The organism is Pseudomonas peli, assembly GCF_050563605.1.
In the GTDB taxonomy this organism is placed as follows: Bacteria; Pseudomonadota; Gammaproteobacteria; order Pseudomonadales; family Pseudomonadaceae; genus Aquipseudomonas; species Aquipseudomonas peli_A.
Genome location: NZ_JBNXUH010000006.1, coordinates 155,393 through 174,604, shown reverse-complemented (window position 1 = coordinate 174,604; position 19,212 = coordinate 155,393). Strand labels below are relative to the sequence as shown.

At 60.4% G+C, this 19,212-nt stretch carries 21 protein-coding genes, 1 tRNA gene and 1 pseudogene; 10 read left to right on the top strand and 13 right to left on the bottom strand.

Annotated elements, in window-relative coordinates; translation table 11 throughout:
* Window positions 1-27: 27 nt before the first annotated feature.
* The 4 genes from ACQ4LH_RS09355 to ACQ4LH_RS09340 all read right to left on the bottom strand — a co-directional run bounded on the left by ACQ4LH_RS09355 (window position 28) and on the right by ACQ4LH_RS09340 (window position 4,304).
* Window positions 28-1,860 (bottom strand): ABC transporter ATP-binding protein, encoded by a 1,833-nt coding sequence (locus tag ACQ4LH_RS09355; protein WP_430696918.1) that lies wholly within the window; start codon window positions 1,858-1,860, stop codon window positions 28-30.
* A 124-nt stretch (window positions 1,861-1,984) separates the two neighbouring features.
* A complete protein-coding gene (locus tag ACQ4LH_RS09350; RefSeq protein WP_282875273.1) occupies window positions 1,985-2,539 on the bottom strand; it encodes a peptidylprolyl isomerase in 555 nt (184 codons plus the stop codon).
* A gap of 12 nt (window positions 2,540-2,551) precedes the next feature.
* Window positions 2,552-3,364, bottom strand: coding sequence for an alpha/beta fold hydrolase (locus tag ACQ4LH_RS09345; RefSeq protein ID WP_430696917.1), 813 nt, complete (start codon window positions 3,362-3,364; stop codon window positions 2,552-2,554).
* Between the two features lie 13 nt (window positions 3,365-3,377).
* Window positions 3,378-4,304 carry a LysR family transcriptional regulator gene (locus ACQ4LH_RS09340; RefSeq protein ID WP_430696916.1) on the bottom strand — a complete coding sequence of 309 codons (927 nt, stop codon included), beginning with the start codon at window positions 4,302-4,304 and terminating at the stop codon, window positions 3,378-3,380.
* 88 nt (window positions 4,305-4,392) lie between these two features.
* On the opposite strand from ACQ4LH_RS09340, the gene ACQ4LH_RS09335 reads away from it, so the two are divergent.
* From ACQ4LH_RS09335 to rarD, 3 genes are all read left to right on the top strand, one after another.
* Window positions 4,393-4,707: a 3-phosphoglycerate kinase gene (locus ACQ4LH_RS09335; RefSeq protein ID WP_430696915.1), complete on the top strand. Its 315-nt coding sequence runs from the start codon at window positions 4,393-4,395 to the stop codon at window positions 4,705-4,707.
* A gap of 341 nt (window positions 4,708-5,048) precedes the next feature.
* On the top strand, window positions 5,049-5,648 hold the full coding sequence (locus tag ACQ4LH_RS09330) for an FMN-dependent NADH-azoreductase (RefSeq protein WP_430696914.1): 600 nt from the start codon (window positions 5,049-5,051) through the stop codon (window positions 5,646-5,648).
* Window positions 5,649-5,848: 200 nt separating this feature from the next.
* Window positions 5,849-6,745, top strand: a complete 897-nt coding sequence (rarD, locus tag ACQ4LH_RS09325) for an EamA family transporter RarD (RefSeq protein ID WP_305283800.1) — start codon at window positions 5,849-5,851, stop codon at window positions 6,743-6,745.
* Here the strand turns inward: rarD and ACQ4LH_RS09320 are convergent.
* The 3 genes from ACQ4LH_RS09320 to ACQ4LH_RS09310 all read right to left on the bottom strand — a co-directional run bounded on the left by ACQ4LH_RS09320 (window position 6,740) and on the right by ACQ4LH_RS09310 (window position 8,527).
* Window positions 6,740-7,294 (bottom strand): dihydrofolate reductase family protein, encoded by a 555-nt coding sequence (locus ACQ4LH_RS09320; RefSeq protein WP_430696913.1) that lies wholly within the window; start codon window positions 7,292-7,294, stop codon window positions 6,740-6,742. The genes rarD and ACQ4LH_RS09320 overlap by 6 nt on opposite strands.
* 85 nt (window positions 7,295-7,379) lie before the next feature.
* The gene (locus tag ACQ4LH_RS09315; RefSeq protein ID WP_430696912.1) at window positions 7,380-7,784 is read right to left on the bottom strand and encodes an anti-virulence regulator CigR family protein; all 405 of its coding nucleotides are present in this window, start codon (window positions 7,782-7,784) and stop codon (window positions 7,380-7,382) included.
* A 59-nt stretch (window positions 7,785-7,843) separates the two neighbouring features.
* Window positions 7,844-8,527, bottom strand: coding sequence for a 7-cyano-7-deazaguanine/7-aminomethyl-7-deazaguanine transporter (locus tag ACQ4LH_RS09310; RefSeq protein ID WP_430696911.1), 684 nt, complete (start codon window positions 8,525-8,527; stop codon window positions 7,844-7,846).
* Window positions 8,528-8,780: 253 nt separating this feature from the next.
* Here ACQ4LH_RS09310 and ACQ4LH_RS09305 point away from each other — a divergent pair, with 253 nt between their 5' ends.
* Window positions 8,781-10,130 (top strand): DEAD/DEAH box helicase, encoded by a 1,350-nt coding sequence (locus ACQ4LH_RS09305; RefSeq protein WP_430696910.1) that lies wholly within the window; start codon window positions 8,781-8,783, stop codon window positions 10,128-10,130.
* A gap of 256 nt (window positions 10,131-10,386) precedes the next feature.
* Window positions 10,387-10,656, top strand: a pseudogene (locus ACQ4LH_RS09300) (DUF1294 domain-containing protein); the annotation flags it as partial.
* Between the two features lie 35 nt (window positions 10,657-10,691).
* On the opposite strand, the gene ACQ4LH_RS09295 reads toward ACQ4LH_RS09300, so the two are convergent.
* Both ACQ4LH_RS09295 and ACQ4LH_RS09290 read right to left on the bottom strand, forming a co-directional pair.
* A complete protein-coding gene (locus ACQ4LH_RS09295; protein ID WP_430696909.1) occupies window positions 10,692-11,672 on the bottom strand; it encodes a zinc-dependent alcohol dehydrogenase family protein in 981 nt (326 codons plus the stop codon).
* Between the two features lie 121 nt (window positions 11,673-11,793).
* Window positions 11,794-12,099 (bottom strand): hypothetical protein, encoded by a 306-nt coding sequence (locus ACQ4LH_RS09290; protein WP_430696908.1) that lies wholly within the window; start codon window positions 12,097-12,099, stop codon window positions 11,794-11,796.
* A gap of 174 nt (window positions 12,100-12,273) precedes the next feature.
* On the opposite strand from ACQ4LH_RS09290, the gene ACQ4LH_RS09285 reads away from it, so the two are divergent.
* Entirely contained in the window at window positions 12,274-12,666 is a 393-nt protein-coding gene (locus tag ACQ4LH_RS09285) for a transcriptional regulator (protein WP_430696907.1), read from the top strand.
* Between the two features lie 229 nt (window positions 12,667-12,895).
* Window positions 12,896-13,573, top strand: coding sequence for a substrate-binding periplasmic protein (locus tag ACQ4LH_RS09280; RefSeq protein ID WP_430696906.1), 678 nt, complete (start codon window positions 12,896-12,898; stop codon window positions 13,571-13,573).
* Window positions 13,574-13,604: 31 nt separating this feature from the next.
* On the opposite strand, the gene ACQ4LH_RS09275 is transcribed toward ACQ4LH_RS09280, so the two are convergent.
* Both ACQ4LH_RS09275 and ACQ4LH_RS09270 read right to left on the bottom strand, forming a co-directional pair.
* Window positions 13,605-15,830 carry an LTA synthase family protein gene (locus ACQ4LH_RS09275; RefSeq protein ID WP_430696905.1) on the bottom strand — a complete coding sequence of 742 codons (2,226 nt, stop codon included), beginning with the start codon at window positions 15,828-15,830 and terminating at the stop codon, window positions 13,605-13,607.
* Window positions 15,831-16,059: 229 nt separating this feature from the next.
* Window positions 16,060-16,248, bottom strand: coding sequence for a hypothetical protein (locus ACQ4LH_RS09270; protein ID WP_169852821.1), 189 nt, complete (start codon window positions 16,246-16,248; stop codon window positions 16,060-16,062).
* 311 nt (window positions 16,249-16,559) lie between these two features.
* Between ACQ4LH_RS09270 and ACQ4LH_RS09265 the strand changes: the two genes are divergently transcribed.
* Window positions 16,560-17,402 (top strand): CvfB family protein, encoded by an 843-nt coding sequence (locus ACQ4LH_RS09265; RefSeq protein ID WP_430696904.1) that lies wholly within the window; start codon window positions 16,560-16,562, stop codon window positions 17,400-17,402.
* A 118-nt stretch (window positions 17,403-17,520) separates the two neighbouring features.
* A tRNA-Thr gene (locus ACQ4LH_RS09260) sits at window positions 17,521-17,596 on the top strand.
* A 14-nt stretch (window positions 17,597-17,610) separates the two neighbouring features.
* On the opposite strand, the gene ACQ4LH_RS09255 is transcribed toward ACQ4LH_RS09260, so the two are convergent.
* A complete protein-coding gene (locus ACQ4LH_RS09255) occupies window positions 17,611-18,147 on the bottom strand; it encodes a thermonuclease family protein (protein ID WP_430696902.1) in 537 nt (178 codons plus the stop codon).
* A 286-nt stretch (window positions 18,148-18,433) separates the two neighbouring features.
* Between ACQ4LH_RS09255 and ACQ4LH_RS09250 the strand changes: the two genes are divergently transcribed.
* Entirely contained in the window at window positions 18,434-18,769 is a 336-nt protein-coding gene (locus ACQ4LH_RS09250; RefSeq protein WP_430696900.1) for a hypothetical protein, read from the top strand.
* 1 nt (window position 18,770) lies between these two features.
* On the opposite strand, the gene ACQ4LH_RS09245 is transcribed toward ACQ4LH_RS09250, so the two are convergent.
* Complete coding sequence (locus ACQ4LH_RS09245) at window positions 18,771-19,208, bottom strand: ABA4-like family protein (RefSeq protein ID WP_430696899.1); 438 nt, start codon at window positions 19,206-19,208, stop codon at window positions 18,771-18,773.
* Window positions 19,209-19,212 lie beyond the last annotated feature (4 nt).

The window sequence follows — 19,212 nt, the reverse complement described above, 5'->3', positions numbered from 1 at the left end:
CGACGCGCAGCAGATCGTGAACAGGTTTTAATCAACGCCGACAAACCCCCCGGTCTGATGCTGCCAAAGGCGCGCGTAGAGGCCGCCTGCGGCGATCAGCTCACTGTGGCTGCCTGTTTCGACAATGCGCCCCTGATCGATCACCACCAGGCGATCCATGCGCGCAATGGTCGACAGGCGGTGGGCGATGGCGATCACTGTTTTGCCTTGCATCAGGGTATCCAGGCTTTCCTGAATGGCCGCTTCGATTTCCGAGTCCAGCGCCGAGGTGGCTTCGTCCAGCACCAGAATTGGCGCGTCCTTGAGTAGCACGCGGGCGATGGCGATGCGCTGGCGCTGGCCGCCAGAGAGTTTTACTCCGCGCTCGCCGATCTGCGCGTCGAAACCATGGCCGCCCATGCCGTCGTCTAGTTGCGGGATAAAGCTGTCGGCGCGGGCCTTGCGCACGGCGTCGAGCAGCTGTGCTTCGCTGGCTTCGGGTTTACCGTAGAGCAGGTTGTCGCGGATCGAACGGTGTAGCAGCGAGGTGTCCTGGGTGACCATGCCGATCTGCGCGCGCAGGCTTTCCTGGGCTACGTCGGCGATGTTCTGGCCGTCGATCAAGATGCGTCCGCTCTCCAGGTCGTAGAGGCGCAGCAGCAGGTTGGCCAGGGTTGATTTGCCGGCGCCGGAAGGGCCGATCAGGCCGATCTTCTCGCCGGGCGCCACTGTCAGGCTCAGGCCGGCGATCACGCCGTTGCGTTTGCCGTAGTGAAAGTGAATGTTGTCGAACTGCACGGCGCCCTGGCTGACGTGCAGTGGCTTGGCTTGTTCCTGATCGAGCACCTGGCGCGGCTGGACGATGGTTTTCATGCCGTCCTGCACGGTGCCGACGTTTTCGAAAATGCCGTTGACCACCCACATGATCCATTCGGCCATGCCGTTGATGCGGATTACCAGGCCCAACGCCAGGGCGATAGCGCCAGTGCTGATCAGTTGCTGATCCCACAACCACAGTGCCAGCGCGCCGGTGCCGACGATCAGCATGCCGTTGAGGCAGGTGATCAGAAAATCCAGGGTGGTGATGATGCGTGACTGCAAACGCACCTTGCCGAGCAGCTCCTGCATGGCTTCGCGGGCGTAGTGTTCCTCGACCTGGGTGTGGGCGAACAGCTTGAGCGTGGTGACGTTGCTGTAGCCGTCGACCACCCGGCCCATGACTTTCGAGCGCGCCGCCGAGGCCGCTGCAGAGCGTGCCTTGATGCGCGGCACGAAATACCAGAGCGCCGCGCAGTAACCGACGATCCACAGCAGCAGCGGGGCAATCAGGCGCAGGTCGGCGGCGGCAAACAGGTACAGCGCGCTGACGGCGTACACCAGTACATGCCAGAGCGCGTCAACCACCTGCATCGCCGAGTCGCGCAGTGAAGGGCCGGTTTGCATGATGCGCTGGGCGATGCGCCCGGCGAAATCGTTCTGGAAAAAGCTCAGGCTCTGTTTGAGCACATAGCGGTGGTTCTGCCAGCGGATCAGATTGGTCAGGCCGGGGTTGATGGTCTGGTGCGTCAGCAGATTGTGCAGGCCGAACACCAGCGGGCGGATAACCAGCGCCACCAGCAGCATCCACAGCAGGGTGTTCTGGTGTTGCTCGAAGAACTCGCCACTCGGGGTGTTCTGCGTCATGTCGATCAGCTGACCGAGGAAGCTGAACAGCGCCACTTCGATCAGGGCGGCGACGAAACCGACCACCAGCACGGCGATCATCAACGGCCAGACCTGGCGCAAATAGTAGGCATAAAACGCCAGCATGCCGGCGGGTGGCTCGACATCCGGGCTGGCTTTGAAAACGTCGATAAGGCTTTCGAAACGGCGAAACAACATGTCAGGCATCCTGCCTAAATCAGGGAATAGCGCCCGATTCTAACGAGTTTGCCGAGGAGGGTGTTGCGCAGAAAAAAGAGGGTTAAAGCGCGCGGGGTGAGCAGGCCCACCCCGCATGGGTTTATCAGAGACGCTTGGCTGCGGTGATCAGCACCGGCTCACGCGGGACGTTCTGATGGCCGCCACGGTTGGCAGTCGGCACCTGGGCGATCTTGTCGACCACGTCCATGCCCTTCACCACCTTGCCGAACACGGCGTAACCGAAGTCACGCGAGCCGTGGTCGAGGAAGGCGTTGTCCTTGTGGTTGATAAAGAACTGGCTGGTGGCCGAGTCGCGTACCTGGGTGCGGGCCATGGCCAGGGTGCCGCGCACATTGTGCAGGCCGTTGTCGGCTTCGTTCTTGATCGGCGCCTGGGTGTCTTTTTGCTGCATGTCGGCATCGAAGCCGCCGCCTTGCACCATAAAGCCTGGGATCACGCGGTGGAACTGGGTGCCGGCGTAGTAGCCGCTGTCGACGTAGGCGAGGAAGTTGGCGGTGCTGATCGGCGCCTTCTCGGCATCCAGTTCGATCTCGATTTCACCGAGGCTGGTAGTCAGCAGCACTTTCGGGTTTTCTGCGGCCAGCAGGCTGCCGGCAAATAGGATGGAGCAGGCGGCGAGGGTTAGGGTCTTGAACATACGGGGTAGTCCTTATTGTTGCTTGGCAGTGGGGGCGGTCTGCTCGACTTCGGCAAGGAAGGCTAGCAGGCTGCTGTTGAATTGTTCGGGTTGGTCCAGCGGTGTGGCGTGGCGCGAGTCTTCGATCACCAGCAGGCGCGCATTGGCCATTTCGTCAACGTAGGCCTGCTTCTGCGCCACCGGGGTGTAATCGCGGTCGGCCGTGACCACCAGGGTCGGACAGCTGATCCGCGCCAGGCGTTCCCGCACGCCCCAGCCGATAATCGCATCCAGGCTGGCAAGATAAGCACGCTTGTCGTTCTGCGGCCAGCGCACCAGGATTTTCTGCCGCAGCTCTTCCTGCTCTGGTTTGGGGAACAGCAGCTTGCCCAGGGCCTTGGCAATGGTGTCGAGGCTAAGCAGGCGTGACAGCGTCCAGCGTTTGGCGATCTCGATATAGTCGCGCGGGCTTTTCGCCTTCACTTCCGGGCCGCTGTTGACGATGCACAGGCTCTTCAGCAATTCGGGGCGATCCACGCCCAGTTGGAAACCGATCATGCCGCCCATGGAAATACCCACCAGATGCACCTGCGGCAGTTGCAGGTGCTCGATCAGCGCCGCCACATCCTCGGCAAAGCCTTGAATGCTGTAGCGCTCGCGGGGTTTGTCCGAGCGGCCATGGCCGCGCACATCGAGGGCGATAACCCGGTAGTGACGAGCCAGCTCGGGGATCTGGTATTCCCAGTCGCGGGTGCTCGAACCGAGGCCGTGGACCAGCAGTACGGGCGCGCCGTGGCCGTATTCCTCGTAGTGCAGCTGGCAGTCGTCGTTATCAAAAAATGACATCTACAGGTTCCTCTCAGGCGGAGGGCAGGGGCGCAGCAAAGGCTGCATTCAAAGGGGCGGCATCGAAGCGCTGGATCAGCTCGACGAGAATCTGCGTGGCCGGGCCCAGGGGTTTGTCTTTGTTCGAGTAGAGGAAGAACAGCGGGTTGCGGCTGCCACCCTGATCCAGCGGCAGGGGCTTGAGCTGGCCGTCCTTGAGCTCGCGTTCGATCAGGTGACGCGGCAACCAGGCAAAGCCCAGGCCATTGCTGACAAAGGTGGCGGCGGTGGCCAGGCTGCCGACTGTCCAGCGTTGTTCGGCGCCGAGCCAGCCGACATCGCGCGGTTGCTGGCGACCGGAGTCGCGGATCACCACCTGCATCTGGGTTTCCAGATCCTGGAAGGTTACGACGCGCTGCAGGCGGTGCAGCGGGTGATCGGGGTGGGCGACGGCGACAAATTCCACGGTGCTCATTTCCGCGCCGAGAAAGCCGGGAATGTTTAGCGCGCTGATGGCCAGGTCGGCCATGCCGTCCTTGAGCACTTCCTCCACGCCGGACAGCACTTCTTCGCGCAGGCGCACCCGGCAGCCGCGGCTTTGCGGCATAAACGCGGTCAGCGCGCGCACCAGTCGGGCATTGGGGTAGGCGGCATCGACCACCAGGCGCACTTCGGCCTCCCAGCCCTGTTCCATATGGTGGGCTAAGTCTTCCAGCTGGCTGGCCTGTTTGACCAACTGCCGCGAGCGGCGCAGCAGCACGTCACCGGCTTCAGTCAAAACCGCTTTGCGCCCATCGATACGCAGCAGCGGCACGCCCAGCTGCTCCTGCATGCGCGCCACGGTGTAGCTGACCGAGGATTGCGAGCGGTGCAGCACCTCGGCCGCCTGAGCAAAGCCGCCGTGATCGACCACTGCCTGCAGGGTGCGCCATTGGTCGAGGGTTACGCGGGGGGCTTTCATATTCGGTTCCTGTGCTCACTCAAGTTCCAGGGTGCAAATGACGACTCAATCAACCTAAACTGGCCGTCTTTTGCCGGAGACTGCCCTGATGAAAAAGCTCTGTTGCGCACTGCTGGCCTGCCTGCCGCTGACTGTAATGGCCTACCCGATCGAGGTGGAGAAACAGCTAAATGGCGCTGAAGTCTCGGCCACCACCCAGGAAATCGACCACAACATGGGCGGTTTGCAGCTGTACAACTATGGCCGCAGCGACGCCAAGTGTGCGGCGGTGTTCCGTAACGGTCCGGAAGCGCCGCGCACCCGCAAGGTCAGCCTGGCTGCCGGTGAAAGCAGCAGCCTGGCGGTGAAGTTCAGCCGCAGCATTATTAAGCTGCGGGTCAAGCTGACCTGCGAACTGTCTTAAACCTTCCAGCCTGCTGCGCGTCGGCCCTGCTGCGTTAGAAACAGGCTCGGCAAGCCGCTTGCGGCTAACGCGCTTTAGCGCGGCCCGAAAGGCGAGTGAAACGAGTAATGCTCATGTACAAAAGTACACTCCGCTCCCTCGCCTGTTTCTGCCTTGCATGGCTCTAGCTCGCGAGGCTTTTAATAGGTTCTAGCCACGCGACTGCCCAGAGACTAAGCCTGGGCAGGCTATAAATCAAATTATTAGATTGTTTGGCGCAGGTATTTGTGCTTTTTAATCGGATTGTGCGCTCCTATTCTTTGCTCATCGACGTTCAACAACCCTTCGATGGAGCAAACAACATGGCAAACGTCCTGGTAATTGAAAGCAGCGCCCGTCAGCAAGGTTCGGTTTCGCGTCAGCTGACTGCGCAATTTATCGCCAACTGGTCGGCTGCCAATCCGGCGGATCAGATCAAGGTGCGTGACCTCGCGGTTGACCAGGTGCCGCACCTGGACGCCAACTTGCTGGGTGGCTGGATGACCCCGGCCGGGCAGCAGAGTGAAGCCGAGCAGGCAGCGCTGGCGCTGTCCAACCTGCTGACTGACGAATTGCTGGCCGCCGATGTGCTGGTGCTGGCTGCGCCTATGTACAACTTCGCCATCCCCAGCACCCTGAAAGCCTGGCTCGATCACGTGCTGCGCGCCGGGGTGACCTTCAAGTACACCGAAACCGGTCCGCAAGGCCTGCTCAGCGGCAAGCGCGCCTTTGTCTTGACCGCCCGTGGCGGCATCTACGCCGGCGGCACTCAGGACCATCAGGAACCCTACCTGCGTCAGGCGCTGGCCTTTGTCGGTATCCACGATGTCAGCTTTATCCACGCCGAAGGCCTCAACCTGGGCGGCGACTTTCTCGAAAAAGGCCTGAACCAGGCCAAGGCGCAACTGGCCCAGGCCATCTGATTTTCCCGCTGCATCCTGCTCTCCTGGCGTCCGGCGCTCCTGGACGTCTCTGCCCGCTCTGCTGATGCAGTGCGGGCTTTTTTATGGCCTGTGTTTTTGCGCTGTACGGCTGTTTAAGTACCTGGCTGTGTCGCTTTGTGGCTGTGGTCTTAACTACAAGCCAGGCAAGATGTCGGGGTTTGATTGAGCAGGGTGATGTGATGCAGCTGTCTGGGCGCGGTGTGGCGCTGTCGATTATTGCCTCGGTGTTGTTTGCCCTGGTGCCCGGCTATGTGCGGCTGTTGGCGCCACTGGATGGCTTGCAGGTATTTGCCCAGCGGGTGCTCTGGTCGATGCCGGCAGTGTTGCTGCTGATCACCTTGTCGCGGCAATGGCCGGTGCTGCTCGCCGCCTGCGGTCGAGTGCGGCGCGAGCCGTTGCTGCTGGCCAGCCTGCCACTGGCTGCGCTGCTGATGGGTATTCAGTGGGCACTGTTTGTCTGGGCGCCGCTGGCCGGGCGCATGCTGGAAGTGTCGCTGGGCTATTTCCTGCTGCCGTTGGCCATGGTGCTGGCCGGGCGGGTGTTCTATGGCGAGCGGCTGCGGCCGTTGCAGCGTCTGGCAGTGTTCTGCGCCTTGCTCGGCGTGGCCCATGAGTTGTGGCTGACCCAGGCGTTCTCCTGGGTGGTGATGGTCACGGTACTGGGCTACCCACCGTATTTCATGCTGCGCCGCTGGATGCGCTTGGATGCCTTGTCCGGGTTTGCCTTCGAGATGCTGTTTATGGCTCCGGTGGCAATCTGGCTGGTGCTGCAATGGAGCCCGCCGCAGCTGTTCAGTCAGGCGCCGCAGCTGTGGTGGCTGCTGCCGGGGCTGGCGATCCTCAGCTCCCTGGCGTTTGCCGCGATGATGGCCGCCAGTCGTCTGCTGCCGATGGGGCTGTTTGGCATTCTCAGTTATGTCGAGCCGGTGCTGCTGTTTCTGGTGGCGCTGCTGTTTCTCGGCGAGCAGTTCAATAGCGCGCAATGGCTGACCTATCTGCCGATCTGGCTGGCGGTGCTGCTGGTCGGCTGGGACAGCGCGCGGCTGCTGATCAAGCAGGCGCGGCAAGGTTTATAGAACGACATCCGCAGGGTTTTCCGGCAACACCTGATAATGCAGCTGCACCACGCCGCTGCTGAAGCTGCGCTGTTCGTGCAGCCTCAGGCTGCGCTCCAGACCGCTGGAGAACATCGGGATGCCGGCGCCCAACAGATAGGGCACCAGGCTGACGATCAGCTCGTCGAGCAGACCGGCGGCGAAGCAGTTACCGGCCAGCGAACCACCGCCTACCAGCCAGATGCGTTGATGGCCTTGTTCGGCCAGCTCCATCAGGGCTTCGATTGGCGTGCAGTGGCGCATGTTCACACCCTGCGGCAATTGCTCGTGCGGGTTGCGGGTCAATACCAGGCAGGGCTTGCCGGGGTAGGGCCAATCCACCTCGGAATCCATCAGCGCGTCGAAGGTCATGCGGCCCATTAGCAGGGCATCGATGCCGTCATAGAAGGCGTGGTAACCATGGTCGTCCCCGGTGGTCTGGATCGATTCCAGCCAATCGACTCGGCCATCCGGGCGGGCGATATAGCCGTCCAGACTGGCGGCGACGTAGTAGATCAGGGTGGGTTTCATGCGATGCCCCCAGTCACAAACACAGGGCTCGGCTGAGGCCCTGATCAGTTGAGTGGCAATAGGGGGCAAAGTTTCCTGGCGGGCTTTAGTCCAGCACGTTCTGCAGAATCTCGTAGATCAGTCCCGTAGCCAAGGTGACGAGCACCACGTCGGTGCCTACTTGCTGCCATTCGTAGCCTTCGTAGCGCGGCAGTTGGTCGAGCAGGCGATTGTCGAAGCGCTTGGCAATGCCCGGCGGCAGGGGCTTACCGCGCGCCAGGTTCTTGCGGATGCCCGGCGGCAAAGACTGGGCTGGGCCGATCAGCGCTCGGTTGTCGCCAAGAATGATGCGCACTCGGCCGATATCGATGCTCGGGCCGCGCATATCAACCTGTATATCGTCATCGCCACCGTGCTTGTCATGCTTGTCGTGTTTGGGGGCGGCGCTGGCACTGTTCAAGGCAACTGCCAGGGCCAGGCTGGTGACGGTTAGCAACAAGGAGCGGTACATGGCGGTACTCCGCGAGAGGGAGGGTTAAACAACTCGCGCAGCCATCGGCTGCGCTCTCTTCAGTGTGGCCCAGAATTGGCCGGCGTGGCGGGTGGGGTACTGTCATCGCGCCCAGCCAACATGCGCAGAATGGCATTGAGCAGCATGCCGTAGAGCGGTACGAACAGCAGCAGGCTGACGACCAGCTTGACCCCGTAATCGACAGTGGCGATTTCCACCCAGTGCTCGGCCATAAACGGGTTGCTGCTATTCCAGAACGCCACGGAGAAGAATGCGTAGGTGTCCAGCAGGTTGCCGAAGATAGTCGACACCGTCGGCGCCACCCACCACAGCGACAACTGGCGCAGGCGGTCAAATACCTGGATATCGAGAATCTGCCCCAGCACGTAGGCGAGGAAGCTGGCGATGGAGATGCGCAGCACGAACTCGTTGAACTCCAGCAGTGCGCCGAAGCCGCGAAAGCTGGCCTCCTGGAACAATACCGAGACGATGTAGGAAATCAGTAGCGCCGGCAGCATTACCCGGGCGATCACCAGGCGCGCCGTGCGTTTGCCGAGCAGGCGCACGGTCAGGTCGGTGGCCAGGAAAATAAACGGGAAGCTGAACGCGCCCCAAGTGGTGTGCCAGCCGAACAGGGTGATTGGCAGCTGCACCAAGTAGTTGCTGGCGATGATGATCAGGATATGGAACAGCACCAGGGCCATAAGCGCATTGCGCAGGCGCTGAGGGGCGGTAATGAGCATGACGGAACCTTTTTGCTGAATGGGGTTAGGGAACCCATGCCATCCGGAATTGAATGGCGGCGCGCATTCTACCGGCGCGACGCGGCGCTTGCGTAGTGGCCTGACGGGAGGCCTCGATCTGCGCCGTTTTAGTGTCCTGCTGCCGGGCTGCCAACTAGGCTACAGACGCCGTTGGCCAGGCCGTTCGGGCTTTTAGCCGGCAGAACCGGTAATCTATGCCGCTGTATTGCTGATTTTTTGTCGAGGTATACCCGTGTTTTCCCAATTCGCCCTGCATGAACGCCTGCTCAAAGCCGTGGCCGAGCTTAACTTTGTCGAGCCCACCCCGGTGCAGTTGGCGGCCATTCCGCTGGCGCTGCAAGGAAAAGATCTGCGGGTTACCGCACAAACCGGCAGCGGCAAGACCGCGGCCTTTGTGCTGCCAATGCTCAATCGCCTGCTCGGCGATGGCGCTTCTCAGCCACGCATGAGCGTGCGCGCGATGATCCTGCTGCCAACCCGCGAGCTGGCGCAGCAGACCCTCAAGGAAGTCGAGCGCTTCGCTCAGTTCACCTTCCTCAAGGGCGGTCTGATCACCGGTGGTGAAGACTTCAAGGTGCAGGCCGCCATGCTGCGCAAGGTCGACATCCTGATCGGCACGCCTGGCCGTCTGATCGAACACGCCAACGCCGGCAATCTGCTGCTCGATGAAGTTGAAGTGCTGGTGCTCGATGAAGCCGACCGCATGCTCGACATGGGCTTTGCCGAGGACGTGCAGCGTTTGTCCGAGCTGTGCAACGCCGACCGTCAGACCCTGCTGTTCTCCGCCACCAGTGGCGGCGCAGTGCTGCGTGAAGTGGTCGGCAAGGTGCTGAAAGAGCCTGAGCACCTGCAGCTCAACCGCGTCAGCCAGCTCAACGAAGGCACCCGTCAGCAGATCATCACCGCTGACCATAACCACCATAAAGAGCGTCTGGTCGAGTGGCTGCTGAAGAACGAGACCTACGACAAGGCGATCATCTTCACCAATACCCGCGTCCAGGCCGACCGCCTGTATGGCAAATTGGTCGCTCACGACTTCAAGACCTTTGTTTTGCACGGCGAGAAGGACCAGAAGGATCGCAAGCTGGCCATCGACCGCCTCAAGCAGGGTGCGGTGAAGATTCTGGTGGCTACCGACGTGGCCGCCCGTGGCCTGGACGTCGACGGCCTGGATCTGGTGATCAACTTCGATATGCCGCGTTCCGGCGACGAGTACGTGCACCGCATCGGCCGCACCGGCCGTGCTGGCGCTGAAGGTCTGGCGATCTCGCTGATCTGCCATAACGACTGGGCGCTGATGTCGAGCATCGAGCGCTACCTCAAGCAGCGTTTCGAGCGCCGCAATATCAAGGACCTCAAGGGCATCTACCAAGGCCCGAAAAACCTCAAGGCGTCCGGCAAAGCAGTTGGCCCGAAGAAGAAAAAGGTCGACCCGAAAACCGGCAAGAAGCTCGCCACGAAAAAGCCGGCCGCCAAAGCGCCGAAGCGCAACACCATCAACCGGCCGAAACCCGATGCGCCGGTGCTGGTCAGCCAGGACGGCCTGGCGCCGCTGAAGCGCCGTACGCCAGCTGCCGAGTAACGTCGTGGGCCGCTGGGTCTGCTGGATTGCTGCATTGTTAATCACCGCGCAGGCCCAGGGCGCGGTGCACAAATGCGTGCAGCTTGACGGTGTGGTGCTCTACAGCGATCAGCCCTGCAGCATCGCCCACAGCAACCTGGCCTTGAGTGTCAGCAATTACGCCAGCTACCCGCCGCTGCTGCAGGGTGTGGCGCAGCTCTGGCACGAACGGCTGCAACCGCTGCTGGTTGGGGTCGATGTGCTGGCCGTGCTGGCGCTGGTTTACGGGCTGATGAGCCTGATCTGCTTTATCGCCTACTACCGCGACAAACAATTCGCCATCAAGGGCCAGCAACGCACGCCCGAGGCGCGCCTGCACCTGTATGAGTTGTTGGGTGGCTGGCCGGGCGGCTTGCTGGCGCAGCGGCTGATTCGCCACAAGAACCGCAAGTTGAGCTATCAGCTGTTGTTCTGGTTGATCGTCTTGCTGCACCTGTCCCTGGCGGGGTTGGTGCTGTGGTTGAGCGATACGCCTGCTGGCGGCTGAAGACGGCGGGCCAGCCGCCGTCTTCAGATTAGCCGTTACTTCGGTACGATCAGGATCTTGCCGTCACGCTCGCCACTGGCGGCGGCCGCCACGGCCTGCTTGATATCGCTGACGTCATAGGTGGCGGCCACGCGGGTGTGCAACTTGCCGCTGGCGATCAGCTGCACCAGTTCGCCAAATACCTTCATCTGCTCGGCCTGGCTGGCGTTCTGGAACCATTTGGCCAACCAGAAACCGCGCAGGCTGACATCGCGAAACACAAACGACGCGGGCGATACCTGGCACGGTTGGCGGCTCATCATGCCGTAGTTAACCAGCACGCCGCCTTCGCAGAGGCTGGCAGCCAGGTGATCGGTCGACTCGCCGCCTACAGCATCGATACCCAAACGCACGTTTGCACCGCCAGTGGCTGCGCGCACGCGCTTGGCCAGGTCCGGGCCATCGACCAGCACCACATCACCGCCTTCTGCTTCAACGCCGGCTACCGCTGATTCGCGGCGTACCACGTTGATGGTCTTGAAACCGCGCAGCTTGGCCAGCTGGATCAGGTAGCTGCCGACGCCGGAGTTGGCGGCGTTCTGGATCACCCAATCGCCGGGCTTGAGGTCGACAAATTCACTGAGCATCAGGGATGCGGTCGGCGGGTTTACCGTGAGCATGGCCAGTTGTTGCGGGTCAGCTTCCGGCAGCGGGATCAATTTGTTCGCCGGCGCATTCAAATGGCTGACCCAGGTACCGCAGCCAACCGGCAACAGCACCATCTGGCCGACCTTCAGGTTGCCGACCTCGGCGCCGAGCGCTTCTACCCGGCCAACCCCTTCGTTGCCGCCAATCGCTGGCAGCGGCGGCAGCATGCCGTATTCGCCGGTCAGGGTCAGCACATCGGACGGGTTGATCGGCGCAGCCAGCACCTTGATACGCACTTGGCCGGCGCCTGGCTCCGCTAGCTGCAGCGCAACGGCGGCGATTGCTTCCTGAGGAACGGGCCCGCGGGTTTGATACTCGGCTTTAAGCATGGGAATTCTCCGGTAGAGGCTGAACAAAGTGGCTGAAGTCTAGACCGGAGTGGCCAAGGTGCGACGAATCCTCCGTTATCGATCCGGGTGATCGGCAGCGGTTGAGCAAGCCGGGTGGCGGCTAGTTTGGGTCGTCTAGCATCTCATCGCCGGCTTCTTCCAACTCCTTGAGGCGCTGGTCGTAGCCTTCGCAAGCGTTTTCCAGCTCGTCAGAAGATGTCTCGGGTGAGGTTTCCTTCAGTTCTGCGCGCAGCTGTTCCGCGCGGGCAGGATCCTTTTTGGTGATCTCGGCGACTTTGGCTGCGAGTTGCCCGGCTTTAGCGATCGCCTCCTCGGAACTACAGGATGCGTAGGCCGTGCTCTGGGCAAATAGAGCGAAGGCAGCGCAAAGGCTCAGAGCGGTTTTACTGGGCAGAGTGATCTTCATGGCAATGTCCTCGCTGGCGAACAGGCTGACGTGTTCGGTTGAGTACGACTGGGTGGGGAAAGTTCAGGTCGAACCTAAGCGGGCATGGGTGGGTCGGAACTTAACAGGGCGGCGTGCAATGCAGCCCTCGCGCTTGCCACTGGGTTGAGCGCAACGCGAATGGGAGAAAGCGATATGTCTTATAACTGGGATCTTATCGAGCGCTTGCTGCATGAAGTGCAAAGTTCTGCCGGTAAAAACTTCGCGCCCCGTGCTTATGCCGAGGAGCTCGCGCAGGAGCTTGAACGTGCAGGTGAGCACACCGATAACTTGGATGCGTTGAAGGCACAGGCGGCGGAGTATGAGTCGCAGTTGCTCGGCGCTGGCTTTATCGAACCACGGCCGGAAGAAGAGGGCGGTAACGGCGAGAATTTCGTGCTGACGCCACGAGGCTTGCAACTGCTCAGCATGATCGACAGCAGCATTCCTGGGGGGGAGCATTCCCGTGAGTTGCTTGACGACCAGGGCCCGGCCGCGTTGTCGCCGGAGGTGTTTGCCGATACGGCGGCTAGAGCCAACCTCGTTTAACGACTGTTGGCAATGCGTGCTCAGCGGTTAGGTCACGGCTTGTCGGTCATGCTTTCAGCCTTGCGCTGAAAGCTGCTGATGCGTGGCGTATGTCCGATTCGGAATAATCGATCTCAGCGATAGAGCAATGCAGAGCCATGCCATAGCCGGCTATGCTGGACACTTGTCCAACTCGGGTATCGCTATGAAGTGGTTGTGGGTCTGTTGTTTGCTGTCATGCAGCCTGACCGTGTCGGCGCAAGCTCTGCGCGTAGGCTTTGGCACGCACAAACCGCCCTATATCTTCGAGAACGAGGCCCGTGGCCTGGAGCACGACATCGTGATGACTGCCGCGCAGCGCGGCGGGCTAGAACCGGTGGCGTACTACGCGCCGATGGAACGTTTGAACCTGATGCTGAGCAAGGGTCAGATCGACGTTATTGCCACCACCAATGAGCGCAGCGGCGGTTCTATTTTTTATTCGGAACCCTATATCCGCTACCAGAATGTCGCGGTGGCCCTGCGCTCGCGAAACCTGGATATCCAGCGCATCAGCGACCTGGTGGGCTACTCGGTAAATGCCTTTCAGCGCGCGCGCTTTCTGCTCGGCAGTGAGTACCAGGCCATGGCCGAAAACAATCCGCGCTACCGCGAGGAGGCGTTTCAGATTGCCCGCAATCGCATGCTCTACAGCGGCCGAGTGGATGTAGTGGTGACGGACATGCGCATCCTGCGTTACTTCAACCGTGAGGTGTACACCCAGGTTGATGTGACCCAGCCGCTGACCCTTTATCCGATTTTCGCGGCTACCGACTACAAGCTAGGTTGCCGCCAACAGGCCCATTGCGAGCGCTTCAATCAGGGCTTGGCAGCGATTCGGGAAAGTGGCGAGTACACGACTATCGAGCGTCGCTACGCCATGCACTGACGGCAACTGGTGCCGTCAGCGCCTCAGCGGTCTATTGCGTGGGTGCGACCTCGTCGAGGCCCTCTTGCGCGGCCAGCAGTTCTTCCTCGGTCTGTAGCGGCGTGCTGCTGACGCTGAAATCAACAATCTCGATGGAGCCTTGACCCTGACCCAGCAGGTGGAAGGAAAACGCCTTGCGCGCTTGCGGGTTGTCGAAGGTGAAGCTGACTTCGACGGGCTTGTTACGGGTTAGCAGTGGCAGCTCGGGGATCGGCAAGGCTACGTTGCGGTCGTATTCCTTGGTTTTCAATTGCAGCGTGGCGCCCTTTTTATCCATGCGCAGGGCGCGGATTTTCAGGGTCACGGTGGTTTGCGTAGCGGCACCCAAGGTCAGGTATTGCGCGCCCACCAAGTTGTCTGCCCAGTCATCACTGACGCTGGGTTTGAGCTTGATTGGCTGCTGGTTTGCGAACTGGTAGCGCTGCTCGGTCTGGCCGCCGTTGCTCAGTGATTGGTCGAGCAGGGCCGCTTGCTGGCTGATCAGGCGTGCCGGTTTGCCGCTGAAGCGGCCCAGGTAGCGCGCGCTGTCGGCAATAAAACCAGGGCTGGCGTAGCGCCGGCAGACATTCTGGAAATCGCATTCGGTCAGCGTGCCCTGGCCGTCATGCTGGCGCAGCAGGCCATTGGTGTAGGAGATGATCTCGCGGCCCGTGGCGTAATCGCGCAGCAATGAGCGCCCGGCAATATTGGCTGGCACCGGGAAGGCGAAGTAATCGAGTACCGAAGCGGTCAGGTCGACATGGCCATACACACCTTGCTTGAGTGCCGGCAGTTGCGCCTGTTCGGGAGCCAACAGCAGGTTGAAGCCCCAGGCCGAAGCCAGGCGTACGTTCTCCAGGCCGTGGGACTCATCCGAGGTGACGATCACCAGGGTGTCTTTCATCACCCCCTGTTTTTCCAGCGCCGCGAGGAAGTCGGCGACGGCATCGTCCAGGTAGGCAATCGCTGCCAGTTTGGCGTTGGGGTGACGGTCCAGGTAGTTCTGCGGAGCGGAGTAGGGCTGGTGAGTGCCCACGGTCAACAAGGTCAGCATCCAGGGTTGGCGCTTCTTGCGCAGCTGTTTCACGTAACCCAGGGCGCCTTCGAAGTAGGCCTTGTCGTCCATGCCCCAGGGGAATTCGAGATAGGGCTTGTTCTTGAACCAGTCACGGCCCAGGGTCTTGTCGAAACCCATCTGCGGCATGATCTGGTCTTTGGCCATAAAGCGCAGCCCGGCACCTTGCAGGAAGTGCGTGCTAAGGCCGCGCTCGCGCAATTGCGCAGGCAGGCATTGCTCGCTGCGCGCCGGGTTGTTGAGCAGTTCAACGCCCTTCGGCGTGCCCGAGTCGAGTTTTTCGTAATCACCGCAAAGCATGGCGTAGAGCCCGCGGATGGTTTGATGGTTATGCAGCACGTAATCGGTAGTGAGCATGCCGCGTTCGGCCCACTGGCTCAGGCGCGGCATCGGGTCTTGCGCGTAGCTGCTGCCGATGGCCTGACGGCTGGCTTGCAGGTAGGCGCCTGTCACGCCTTCCAGCGTGATGATCAGGACGTTGCGGGCGCTGCCGGCTTGCTTGAGCAGCGGCGTGCCGCTTAGGTCGAGTTGGTTCAGGCCGCTGATGTCGGGTGGGCTGCTGGGCTCATCACCCGCCAGCCAGTCGGCCAGGTATTGCTGGCTGCTATTGTTGCTCTCCGCCAGCAGCTTGTGCGGCAGATTGAACTGCAGCCATTGGTCGGCTTCGCTGGGTTTGAATTGCTGGCCGACACTGTGCACGGCAAACAGCGCCAGCGGTAGCAGCAGCCAGGTGCGTGCAAACGGCGCGGCGCGGCGTGGTATCTGCAAGCTGCGCAGGCCCAGGTAAAGCGCCACCAGCACGGCCATGGCTATCGCCAATAGCGGCTGACTTAAGCCGCTGCCCTGGGTCGAATGACTGACGAACTGCGCATCGCCCAGATATTGCAAGTCAGCCGGTTCCGGCATACGCCCCACCGCATTGACCAGCTCGGCGGTGCTCAGGGTAAAGATGCACCAAGTCAGCAGCAGAGGAATGCTCAGCAGCCAGGAACGTTGGTATAGAACAACCAGCAGCAGACTGCCGATTGCCAGGTCAGACAGGTAGCCATAGGCGTGCGACCAGCCCAGCGCGTAGCGGCTGAGCAACGGCAGGGCGAGTAATAACAAACCGAGGGTAAGCAGGGTGCTGGAAGGGTGTCGCAGCCAATTGCAGGTAACGCGCACGGGTACTCCTGGGGCGATTGCCATCTTCAGCAGCGGCAATGCCGAAATCAGCCGCAAGATGCGGACTGACATGATTCTGAAACAAGGTTGTGCTAAGCGCCAGTGGCTGGGGCGCAAAAGGGTAAAAACAACTTATGTCGTGATGAGGAGGGAAGCGGGGGATGGAGAGGGGTTATGCACTGGCCAGCGCCTTGTCATTGCGAGCAAAGCGCTGCATGGCCAGAAAGCGTTATTTTTTGCCGATGGTGATCTGCTTGGTGGTGCCGTACACCTGGCCGCTGACGCCTTTGGCAATTTGCTGAATTTCCCCGCCGGATTTCAGGAAGGCTTCGATCTGTGCGTCGATCGAGGCGCTGGTTTCCACGGCAGGAGCCGGCTTGGGTTTGCTGTTGGATGCTTTTACGCGCATGACGGCCATTAACCTACTCAAAAATTAATTTGGCCGCGCATAATACTCGAAATGCTTGACAATTGCTTGATAAATAAAGCTCGGATGTAGCGATATGCAGAGAGGTTATTCTGTAAATAGTCCGAGTAATTAGCAGATACGCCAGTAAGTGATTGTTTTAATAAGAATAGATAATTCGTGTTGAGGCCGCTTCTCGCGATCTGGACCATCGGTCGGATTGCCCGCAGGTCATCAGGCTGGCGCCGTGCGATGGCCGGTAGGCCGAGAAATTAACAGGCGAGTCGGCTAGAATGCCGGCCTGGTAATGAGGGTAGGGCACCATGGCTGTAATTGGACGAATGAATAGTTTGCAGGTCGTGAAGCACACCGACTTCGGCCTGTATCTGGATGGCGGCGCGGATGGAGAGATTCTATTGCCCAAGCGCTATATCCCGAGCGATACCCCAAGTGAAGTGGAAGACTGGTTGAACGTCTTTATTTACTTGGACAGTGAAGACAAGTTGATTGCCACCACGGAAAAGCCAAAAGTTCAGGTGGGTGAATTTGCCAGTTTGAAAGTTGTGGATATAAACCGGGTGGGCTTATTCCTTAATTGGGGTTTGCCAAAAGATTTGTTGCTGCCGCACTCCGAAGAAAAACGTCCGCTGCAGGTCGGTGATTATTGTGTAGTGCATGTGTTTCTCGACAAACGCAGCAAGCGCATCACTGCCACCGCGCGTCTGGATCGTTACCTGGACATCGCGCCGGCGAACTACAAGGCGGGTGAAGAAGTCGACCTGCTTGTGGTCGAGTCCACCGATATGGGCTTCAAGGCCATTATCAATGGCAAGCACTGGGGCCTGATCCACAAGAATGAGCTGTTCAAGTTCGTGCGCAGCGGCATGCAGGAAAAAGGTTTTATCAAGGAAGTGCGCGCCGACGGCAAGATCAGCCTGAGCCTGCAACCGGTTGGTCAGGAAGCCGCCAGCAGCCTTGGCGAGCAGATTCTGGCCAAGTTGCGCGAGCACGATGGTGTACTCAAGGTGAACGACAAAAGCTCGCCTGAAGAAATTGCCGGGCTGTTTCGCGTCAGCAAGGGCAACTTCAAGAAGGCCATCGGCGGTTTGTACAAGCAGGGTCGCATCGTGATCCACGAAGACCGTATCGAACTGCCCGACAAGTAACCGCCGTTACGCGTCACTGAAGCGCAAAGTCAGTGAGGCGTGCGGCCTTCAGCTAGGCTTGGGATGACAGCTTGAGTTGCGTTGCAGTTGGTGTGCTTCGCGGCTTAAGCAACATCTTGCCGGTGTAGCTCAGTCGGTAGAGCAGCGCACTCGTAACGCGAAGGTCGCAGGTTCGATTCCTGTCTCCGGCACCATCTAAGCTAATCCGTTAACCGCCACCAAACTGGGAGAACGACGCGGTTCGGCCTGGTTTGCTTTTTTGCGGTGCCTCGATTCTGCCGGCGTAGCGCCAGTCCCAGGGCGCGACTATGTCTTCGGCGGGAAGCTGCCAGAGGCCTTTGCCCATATTTCTGGCCAGGGTCTCTGCATCCTTGAGTCGATGGTCCTTCAGCTGTTTGGTATAGGCCCAGGCTGCGCCCTCTGCGACCAGGGTGTAATTCACATCAACGCCGTCGACATAGGCCCGAGCCAGCGTTCTGCCGTAGCGGTCGACTTCTTGCACATGCAGAACCACCTGCTTTTCTAGCACCAGATCAGACAGGGCCTGCTTGGCTTCGGCGCCATAGGGCTGTTTTCTTTCCGGCGCGTCGATTTCCGCCAGGCGCACCCGCAGCCGTTTGTTCTCGGTGGTCAGGCAGCTAAAGGTGTCGCCTTCGCTGATGGTCATCACCTGGCAGATGAATTGGTCAGCAAGAGCCAGGCCGGGCAGGCAGGCGAGAAGGAGTAGAGCGATACGGATAGTCATCTGGTTGGCGATGCTCAGGCGAATGCATAGCCGTTGATAGTAATAAATGCCCACCGGATTAAGCGGGACGGGTATCGCGAAACAGCACAGCGGGTTTTACGAAGTGCTTATCCTGCGTTGGGCGCTGGGGTTGCTTGTGCTTTCCAGCAAACCGAGGATGATTGCTCATTATTTGAGCAGTTAAGCGGCGTGCGTATGCGCTGTCTGGATCAATGGTCGGAACCGCAGGCGTGCTGGTGTTGCCAAACCTTCAAGTTCATTTCGCGCCGATGGCGCAGAGGTTGTAATGACGATGTGCAGATATGTGGTCAGTCTGGTGGGGTTGCTGCTGGTGACTCCGCTGTATGCCGAGCCGCAAGCGCCGCAGACGCTGCGGGTCATTCCGAAAACCTATATCAGCCCCGGTGCCAGCGGCAGCATAGGTAGCTCGCAGACCATCGAAAGTCATAACCTCTATGGCGGGCAGCGCCTACCCGATGGCCTGCAGCGCCATGAACAGCGCTACGGCAGTCAATCGATAGAAAACCGCGGGACGATCAAGCAAACGATCGAGTACCCCAATGGCTATCGGGTGCAGCAGTATCCTGGGCAGAGCACTGAATACTATGAGCGCAGCCGCTAACTCAGGCCGCCATCACCAAGCCGCAGCGCAAGCCTAGAAACGCCAGCAGGCCCAGTGGGCCGAACATCAGGGTCAGTACATAACAGGGCAGCAGTGCCCAGTGGCTGATGCCGGCGATGGCGCCTTCGTGGCGGATATACAGCCCAACCATCAGATCGAACGCCAGGATATGAACCCAGGCTGCCAGCGCGGCCGTGGGTTGGCGCAGCAGTGAGAGCACCCCGCCGAGGCTGAAGAAACCGGGCCTGCCGCTACCCGGTTCGGGCCGCTGGCGCATGGCGACAAACAGCAGCCAGCTATAGACGATGGCCAGCAGGACCACGCTGAGGCCTAGTACCAGCTCATCGGTATAGGGCCAGAACGGCAGGCAGACCAGCATCAGCCAGCCGCCTAGGGCGATCAGCGAGGTGAGTTTGAACAAGGGTTTCAACGGGGCCATGGCG

Excerpts from the sequence above, each read along its gene's own strand:
- ACQ4LH_RS09355 (WP_430696918.1), bottom strand. The coding sequence starts at position 1,860 with ATGTTGTTTCGCCGTTTCGAAAGCCTTATCGACGTTTTCAAAGCCAGC.
- ACQ4LH_RS09350 (WP_282875273.1), bottom strand. The coding sequence starts at position 2,539 with ATGTTCAAGACCCTAACCCTCGCCGCCTGCTCCATCCTATTTGCCGGC.
- ACQ4LH_RS09345 (WP_430696917.1), bottom strand. The coding sequence starts at position 3,364 with ATGTCATTTTTTGATAACGACGACTGCCAGCTGCACTACGAGGAATAC.
- ACQ4LH_RS09340 (WP_430696916.1), bottom strand. The coding sequence starts at position 4,304 with ATGAAAGCCCCCCGCGTAACCCTCGACCAATGGCGCACCCTGCAGGCA.
- ACQ4LH_RS09335 (WP_430696915.1), top strand. The coding sequence starts at position 4,393 with ATGAAAAAGCTCTGTTGCGCACTGCTGGCCTGCCTGCCGCTGACTGTA.
- ACQ4LH_RS09330 (WP_430696914.1), top strand. The coding sequence starts at position 5,049 with ATGGCAAACGTCCTGGTAATTGAAAGCAGCGCCCGTCAGCAAGGTTCG.
- rarD (WP_305283800.1), top strand. The coding sequence starts at position 5,849 with ATGCAGCTGTCTGGGCGCGGTGTGGCGCTGTCGATTATTGCCTCGGTG.
- ACQ4LH_RS09320 (WP_430696913.1), bottom strand. The coding sequence starts at position 7,294 with ATGAAACCCACCCTGATCTACTACGTCGCCGCCAGTCTGGACGGCTAT.
- ACQ4LH_RS09315 (WP_430696912.1), bottom strand. The coding sequence starts at position 7,784 with ATGTACCGCTCCTTGTTGCTAACCGTCACCAGCCTGGCCCTGGCAGTT.
- ACQ4LH_RS09310 (WP_430696911.1), bottom strand. The coding sequence starts at position 8,527 with ATGCTCATTACCGCCCCTCAGCGCCTGCGCAATGCGCTTATGGCCCTG.
- ACQ4LH_RS09295 (WP_430696909.1), bottom strand. The coding sequence starts at position 11,672 with ATGCTTAAAGCCGAGTATCAAACCCGCGGGCCCGTTCCTCAGGAAGCA.
- ACQ4LH_RS09290 (WP_430696908.1), bottom strand. The coding sequence starts at position 12,099 with ATGAAGATCACTCTGCCCAGTAAAACCGCTCTGAGCCTTTGCGCTGCC.
- ACQ4LH_RS09285 (WP_430696907.1), top strand. The coding sequence starts at position 12,274 with ATGTCTTATAACTGGGATCTTATCGAGCGCTTGCTGCATGAAGTGCAA.
- ACQ4LH_RS09270 (WP_169852821.1), bottom strand. The coding sequence starts at position 16,248 with ATGGCCGTCATGCGCGTAAAAGCATCCAACAGCAAACCCAAGCCGGCT.
- ACQ4LH_RS09265 (WP_430696904.1), top strand. The coding sequence starts at position 16,560 with ATGGCTGTAATTGGACGAATGAATAGTTTGCAGGTCGTGAAGCACACC.
- ACQ4LH_RS09255 (WP_430696902.1), bottom strand. The coding sequence starts at position 18,147 with ATGACTATCCGTATCGCTCTACTCCTTCTCGCCTGCCTGCCCGGCCTG.
- ACQ4LH_RS09250 (WP_430696900.1), top strand. The coding sequence starts at position 18,434 with ATGACGATGTGCAGATATGTGGTCAGTCTGGTGGGGTTGCTGCTGGTG.
- ACQ4LH_RS09245 (WP_430696899.1), bottom strand. The coding sequence starts at position 19,208 with ATGGCCCCGTTGAAACCCTTGTTCAAACTCACCTCGCTGATCGCCCTA.